The sequence below is a fragment of the Edwardsiella hoshinae NBRC 105699 = ATCC 33379 genome (genome assembly GCF_000474215.1).
Classification (GTDB): domain Bacteria; phylum Pseudomonadota; class Gammaproteobacteria; order Enterobacterales; family Enterobacteriaceae; genus Edwardsiella; species Edwardsiella hoshinae.
The window spans coordinates 21,460-28,617 of record NZ_BAUC01000045.1; the positions used below are offsets into that span (position 1 = coordinate 21,460).

General features: G+C 58.8%; 6 protein-coding genes. 4 read left to right on the forward strand and 2 right to left on the reverse strand.

The window, feature by feature from the left end:
• The first annotated feature begins 89 nt into the window (after positions 1-89).
• Positions 90-638 (forward strand): metal-dependent hydrolase, encoded by a 549-nt coding sequence (locus tag EHO01S_RS15895; protein WP_024524892.1) that lies wholly within the window; start codon positions 90-92, stop codon positions 636-638.
• A 228-nt stretch (positions 639-866) separates the two neighbouring features.
• Entirely contained in the window at positions 867-2,255 is a 1,389-nt protein-coding gene (locus EHO01S_RS15900; protein ID WP_024524893.1) for an L-cystine transporter, read from the forward strand.
• A gap of 79 nt (positions 2,256-2,334) precedes the next feature.
• Here EHO01S_RS15900 and kdgR read toward each other — a convergent pair whose 3' ends face one another.
• Positions 2,335-3,123 carry a DNA-binding transcriptional regulator KdgR gene (kdgR, locus tag EHO01S_RS15905; protein WP_024524894.1) on the reverse strand — a complete coding sequence of 263 codons (789 nt, stop codon included), beginning with the start codon at positions 3,121-3,123 and terminating at the stop codon, positions 2,335-2,337.
• 203 nt (positions 3,124-3,326) lie between these two features.
• On the opposite strand from kdgR, the gene EHO01S_RS15910 reads away from it, so the two are divergent.
• Positions 3,327-4,715 carry an MFS transporter gene (locus tag EHO01S_RS15910; protein ID WP_024524895.1) on the forward strand — a complete coding sequence of 463 codons (1,389 nt, stop codon included), beginning with the start codon at positions 3,327-3,329 and terminating at the stop codon, positions 4,713-4,715.
• A 3-nt stretch (positions 4,716-4,718) separates the two neighbouring features.
• Here EHO01S_RS15910 and EHO01S_RS15915 read toward each other — a convergent pair whose 3' ends face one another.
• Positions 4,719-5,354 (reverse strand): riboflavin synthase, encoded by a 636-nt coding sequence (locus EHO01S_RS15915; protein WP_024524896.1) that lies wholly within the window; start codon positions 5,352-5,354, stop codon positions 4,719-4,721.
• Between the two features lie 261 nt (positions 5,355-5,615).
• Here EHO01S_RS15915 and EHO01S_RS15925 point away from each other — a divergent pair, with 261 nt between their 5' ends.
• A complete protein-coding gene (locus EHO01S_RS15925; RefSeq protein ID WP_024524897.1) occupies positions 5,616-6,989 on the forward strand; it encodes an MATE family efflux transporter in 1,374 nt (457 codons plus the stop codon).
• The last annotated feature ends 169 nt before the right edge of the window (positions 6,990-7,158 follow it).

Below are 7,158 nucleotides of genomic sequence, written 5' to 3' on the forward strand. Positions count from 1 at the left end.
AACAGCCATCGGTGACGCTGTCACCTATTGCAGAATTGTCTGACTACGATACTCTGGATAAATCCACAGTATTCAGATTGGGCACTCTCATGACGGCGGAAGGCCATCTCCTCTTCTCGGTAGCCTGCATCATCTTGGCGAAGAAGGCCGAAGTGACGCCGGTGCTGGCACACGGTGACTGGTGGCATATGATCCCCGGCGCCCTACTGACCAGTCTGTTGCCGGATATCGATCATCCGCGCTCCCTGCTCGGCCAGCGCCTGCGTTGGATCTCGGCGCCTATCGCTCGCGCCTTCGGCCATCGCGGCTTTACCCACAGCCTGTTGGCCATCGCCGCGGCGCTCTATCTACTCAACCACGAATGGCCTAGCGCTCGTTGGGGGATCCCGGCCGATGCGCTCCAGGCGATGATCATCGGTTACCTTAGCCATCTGCTGGCCGATATGTTGACGCCAGCCGGCGTGCCGTTGCTCTGGCCGATCCGCTGGCGTTTTCGTCTGCCGCTGCTGGTTACCCGCCAGGGTAATCAGTTAGAACGCGTCCTCTGCCTGGCCTTGGTCGGCTTCTCGCTCTACTGGCAAGGCAATCTGATGCCATTGATGACGTGGCTCCAGCATTATACTGGCCGCTACTGGTAAACCCGGCCACGCGTTCTCCGCCACCGCCAAGCGATGTCAACGCTGGGTAACACGCGCTAACTCACACTCTGATGGCTAAATTTGCGACAATTTCGCTCTTATCGTTATATTTAATTCCATTTCATTCTAAAACTGCTACAGGGAGTACTGATAATCTGTCGCCCGCTATGTCGCTCGCAAGATCGACGATAACAATGACAACAGCATCATGATTGAGAGGACTTTGGGATGAACCTACCGCTTATCGCGAATATCGTGGCGTTTGTCGCGCTACTATTGCTGCTGGCGCGCTCGCGCCATACCAACTGGAGCCTGGCGAAGAAAGTCTTGGCCGGTCTGCTACTCGGCGTCGTGTTTGGCTTGGCGCTGCAACTGATTTACGGTGCCGACCATCCGGTGCTGAAACACAGCATCGCTTGGTTCAACATCGTCGGTAACGGCTATGTACAATTGCTGCAAATGATCGTTATGCCGTTGGTGTTCGTCTCGATCCTCAGCGCCGTGGTCAAACTGCATAATGCAGCCTCCCTGGGCAAGATCAGCCTGTTGGCTATCGGGACGCTGCTGCTGACAACCCTGATCGCCGCCCTGATCGGTGTCGCCGTCACCGACTTGTTCGGTCTCACCGCCGACGGTTTGGTGCAAGGTAGTCAGGAGAGCGCCCGGTTGCAGATGATCGAAGGCAGTTACGCCGGTAAGGTCGCCGATCTCAGCGTACCGCAGCTCATCCTCTCCTTCATTCCTAAGAATCCGTTCGCCGAACTGACCGGCGCCAATCCGACCTCGATCATCAGCGTGGTGATCTTCGCCGCGATCCTCGGTAGTGCAGCGTTACAATTGCTGAAGGATGACGGCGAGCGCGGCGCGCGCGTGCTACAGGGTATTGATACCTTGCAAGCGCTGGTGATGAAGTTAGTTCGTCAAGTGATGAAGCTGACGCCTTACGGAGTGTTTGCGCTAATGACCAAGGTGGTCGCCAGCTCGAATATCCACGACATTATTAAACTGGGCAGCTTCGTCGTCGCCTCCTACCTCGGTCTGGCGCTCATGTTTATGGTGCATGCCTTGATCCTGTCGCTGGTCGGCATCAATCCATGGCGTTTCTTCCGCAAGGTATGGCCGGTGCTGACTTTCGCCTTTACCAGTCGCTCTAGCGCCGCCAGCATCCCGCTGAATGTCGAGGCGCAGACGCGCCGCATCGGTATCCCCGAGTCGATCGCCAGCTTCTCGGCCTCCTTCGGTGCCACCATCGGCCAGAACGGTTGCGCCGGTCTCTACCCGGCGATGCTGGCGGTCATGGTCGCCCCGACCGTCGGCATCAACCCCTTCGACCCGCTGTGGATCGCGACCTTGGTTGGGGTGGTGACTATCAGCTCGGCCGGGGTTGCCGGCGTCGGCGGCGGCGCGACCTTCGCCGCACTGATCGTCTTGCCGGCGATGGGGCTGCCGGTCACCCTGGTCGCCCTGCTGATCTCCGTGGAGCCGCTGATCGACATGGGACGTACCGCCCTCAACGTCAACGGAGCGATGACCGCCGGCGCGGTGACCAGCCAACTGTTGCGTCAGACCGATCGCCAGGTGTTCGACGCCGACCAAGACGCCGAATTGCAACACTAAAGCGCGACCCATATGCAACACACGACAGACGGGGGCCGAGTGGCTCCCGTCTGTCGTTATCGCGTGTTAAGGGCCAGGCTTAGAAAGGATAGCTGTGACACCCCATTTGCTCAGAGATGCGGCGCGCCGCCCGGTGCAGCATGGCCACATACTCCTGCTTGGCCTCCTCGGAAAAGCGCAACGTCGGGAAAGAGATGCTCAAACCGGCCACCACCACGCCGAAACGGTCAAAGACCGGTACGGCGATGCAGCGCAGCCCTTCTTCCTGCTCTTCGTTATCCTCGCCATAACCTTGGGCGCGTACCTGTGCCAGCGCCTGCTTTAGCTCGGCTACGCTACCGATGGTGTGCGCGGTACTACGGGTAAAAACGATCTGTGCGCAGATCTCATCGACCTCGCTTGCATCACGCCAGGCCAATAACACCTTACCGATGGCGGTGCTGTGCAACGGGTTACGTCGCCCGATGCGCGAGTACATACGCAAGTTGTACATCGAGTCGATCTTGTGGATATAGACGATGCCATCCTCGTCCAGGGCACCAAGGTGAATAGTTTCACGTGTCAGACGCGACAGCTCGCGCATCTCCACGTCTGCGAGGCGGATCAGATCGACGTTTTGCAACGCGTGAGCACCCAGCTCGAACAGCTTCAGCGTCAGGGTATACTTCTCCGTCTCGCTATCCTGGGCCACATAACCCAGCGACTTCATGGTCTGCAAGAAGCGGTAGACGGTACTCTTAGACATCAACACCCGCTGAGAGAGTTCGGTGATACCGATCTCCCGCTCTTCGCTCAACGCTTGTAATATGCCAAAGACTTTCAGGACAGAGGAAACGGCATCGGGCTGTTTATCGATTTCTAGTGTCATAGGGTCAGCTCAACCTTATCAAAAAAAACGAACCTGTGTTTCATTATAGTCAGAACAAGAGGGGAATGACAGCCATCAACCGGCCAACAATGTCGGAACTACGGCAAGATAAGATGATTGCCAGCACGCGGATTTACGTGCAAAGTGATAACGGTCACAACTAGTCACGCCGGCTGATCAGTTACGTATGTCGATAAGGAGTCATGGTGGCGCTCAACCCCTCCAACAGCCTCGATGGTCTACCCTTACGCCAGCGTTATAGCGCCATGTTGGCCATCGCCTTAGGCATCGCCATCGCCGTACTCGACGGCGCTATCGCCAACGTGGCATTGCCGAGTATCGCCCATGATCTGCAAGCCAGCCCGGCGGATGCCATCTGGATCGTTAATGCCTATCAACTGGCGGTCACGGTCTCGCTGCTGTCGTTGGCGGCGATCGGTGAGCGCATCGGTTACCGGCGCATCTTTCTCAGCGGCTGTCTGCTATTCAGCCTCACCTCGCTGACCTGCGCCCTCTCCGACTCGTTGCTGACCCTAACGCTGTCTCGGGTGTTGCAAGGCTTCGCCGCCGCCGCTTTGATGAGCGTCAATACCGCGCTGATCCGCCTGATCTACCCGCAAAGCCAACTGGGGCGCGGCATGGGTCTCAACGCCCTGGTGGTCGCGGTCTCCTCCGCCGCCGGCCCGACTATCGCTGCCGCCGTGCTATCGTTAGGCGATTGGCCGTGGCTATTCGCCATTAACATCCCTTTCGGCCTGTTCGCCTACCTGGTCGGGCGGCACACGCTTCCGGCCAATCCCGCGACCACCGCGCGTGCGCCCTTTGACCGCTTGAGCGCATTGCTCAATGCCTTAACTTTCGGTTTGCTGTTGTCGCTGATCAGCGGCGTAGCACAACGCCAGTCGCCCGTATTGCTCTGGCTGGAGGGCGGCGGATTGCTGATCTGCGCGACTCTGCTGATCCGGCGCGAGCGCCATCAACCGCAGCCGCTGCTACCGATCGATTTGATGCGCATTCCGGTGTTCTCCCTGTCCATCGCCACCTCTATCTGTTCGTTTTGCGCCCAGATGTTAGCATTGGTTTCACTGCCGTTCTTCCTGCAACGGGCCCTTGGCTATGGCGAGGTCGCGACGGGATTGCTGCTAACGCCTTGGCCACTGGCGACGATGATCGTCGCGCCGATCGCCGGCCGGCTGGTGGAGCGAGTCAACGCGGGGCTGCTCGGCTGCCTGGGCATGGCGCTGACTGGTGTCGGTCTGTTGACGCTGGCCTGGCTGCCGGCGCAACCGGACGCGGCCGCGATCATCTGGCGGATGGCGCTCTGCGGTGCTGGCTTCGGCCTGTTCCAGTCCCCCAATAACCACACCATGATCGCGGCGGCGCCACGTCAACGCAGCGGTGGTGCCAGCGGCATGCTAGGCACCGCTCGCCTGTTCGGCCAAACCTTAGGGGCGGCCCTGGTCGCCCTGATGTTTAACTGGTTGGGCGACGACCGCGGCACCCACGGCGCTCTGCTCTTGGCTGCCGTCTGCGCCCTCGTCGCCGCCGGCGTCAGCCTATTGCGTACGCCGGGCATCGCCCAACAACGCTAAAGCTTAAGCTGGTTGTCCACCCTCGGCGGCGGCGCGGCTGGCCAAGACCCGCTCGACAGTATCGACCACCGCCTGGGTCTGCGGATCGATCTCGATATTCACCCAGTCACCAAGGCGTTTGCCCCCCAGCGTGGTACGCTGTAGCGTTTCCGGGATGAGATGAACACAGAAACGATTCTTGCTCACCTCGCCGATGGTCAGGCTGATGCCATCGATACCGATGAAGCCCTTATGCAGCACATACTTCATCATCGCGCTATCGTTGACACGGAACCAGATCTGACGGTTGTGTTCGGAACTGAGGATCTTGACGATCTCCGCCATCCCCATCACATGCCCAGACATCAGATGGCCGCCGATCTCATCGTTAAACTTGGCCGCCCGCTCCAGATTGACGCGATCGCCGAGTTGGAGTCCCCCCAGGTTAGTGACGCGCAACGTTTCCTTCATCAGGTCGAAACTGATGCGGTCAGCCTCGATGCCGGTGACCGTCAGGCAAACGCCGTTATTGGCCACCGAGGCTCCCAATGCCAATCCCGCCAACATTTCCGGCGGCAGCTGCACCACATGGGTACGAAAATTGGGTTTTTCATCGATCGCCACCAACGGGCCGGTGCCCTGAACAATTCCGGTAAACATAATGCCTTCCTCTATTCGCTAGTCCGTCTAGGATTAATGCTGATGAGTGTGCCCTAATTTATTCGCAAACCAAAGCATTACGCCGTAAAAGCCTGCCATATGCGGCTCAGCAGTAACATTCCGTCGCAATCAGTTTCCATCTGCCAGGCAAGTCGGTAGAATGGCTCGTTCGTCCCCCCCTCTATGATGGTTTCATTCACGGTGTGCCGTGGGGATAGGTGCATCCCTCTATCGTCAGACAACAATCACAAAGGTGTATCCGTGCAGACGTATTGGCGCGAAGCGCGTAGTTTATTGGCCTTGGCTATCCCCGTCATCATCGCCCAGATTGCCCAAACCGCGATGGGGTTCGTCGACACCATCATGGCCGGTCGCGTCAGCGCCACCGACATGGCGGCGGTGGCGGTCGGGACCTCGATTTGGCTGCCGACCATCCTGTTCGGCCACGGTCTATTGCTGGCGCTGACACCGGTCATCGCGCAACTGAATGGGGCCGGTAAACGTCACCGTATTCCTCATCAGGTGACGCAGGGGTTTTGGCTGGTCGCTGGCCTCTCGCTGCTGATCATCGCCGTGCTGTATAACGCCGGGCATATTATCGACATGATGGATAATATTGATCCGCTGTTGGCCGAGAAAGCCATCGGCTATCTGCACGCCATCATGTGGGGGGCGCCGGGCTATCTCTGTTTTCAAGTTTTACGCGGATTGTGTGAGGGGCTGTCGAAGACCAAACCGGGGATGGTGATCGGTTTTATCGGCTTATTGGTCAATATTCCGATCAACTACATCTTCATCTACGGTAAGTTTGGCGCCCCGGCCTTGGGCGGCGTCGGTTGCGGTGTGGCGACGGCCAGCGTCTACTGGATCATGTATCTGCTGATGCGCAGCTATGTCGCCCGCGCGCCCTCACTGAAAGATGTGCGTCAGGTGCGACGCTTTGAGTCGGCGGACTGGGTTACTCTGCGTCGTCTGATCGCCATCGGTATGCCGATCGCCCTGGCGCTGTTCTTTGAGGTCACCCTGTTCGCCGTGGTCGCCCTGCTGGTGTCGCCGCTGGGGATCGTCGCGGTCGCCGGTCATCAAATCGCGCTCAATTTCAGCTCGCTGATGTTTGTGTTGCCGATGTCGCTGGGCGTCGCCGCCACCATCCGGGTCGGCTATCGCCTCGGCCAGGGATCGACGGAGAATGCTCGCGTCTCCGCCCGCACCGCCATCGGTGTCGGCATGGCGATGGCCAGTTGCACCGCGATTTTCACCATCGTGCTGCGCGAACCCATTGCCCTTCTGTACAACGACGATATCGCGGTGCTCGCCATGGCGACGCACCTGATGCTGCTGGCGGCACTCTACCAAATCTCCGACTCGGTACAGGTGATCGGCAGCGGCGTACTGCGCGGCTACAAGGATACCCGCTCAATCTTCTTCATTACTTTCATCGCTTACTGGTTGTTGGGATTGCCCATCGGCTATCTCCTGGCCTTGACCGATTTGATTGTGCCGGCGATGGGGCCGAGTGGCTTCTGGATTGGTTTCATCATCGGTCTGACGTCGGCGGCGATCATGATGGCGCTGCGTATCCGCTGGTTGCAACGCCAGCCGAAAAGCTGGATCTTACAACGCGCCGCCCACTAGATAGGACGCGCAAAGGACAGAAGCGGCAGCAAGATGCCGCTTTTTTCATATGGCTGCACACTCTGCCAGCAATCGCGTGAATTTCTGGGGAAAAGTGATAATTCCCCCTTGCCAGTCCGGCGATGTGCCGCTAATATTCGTCCCCGTCGTCAGCCACGACGGCACCGGA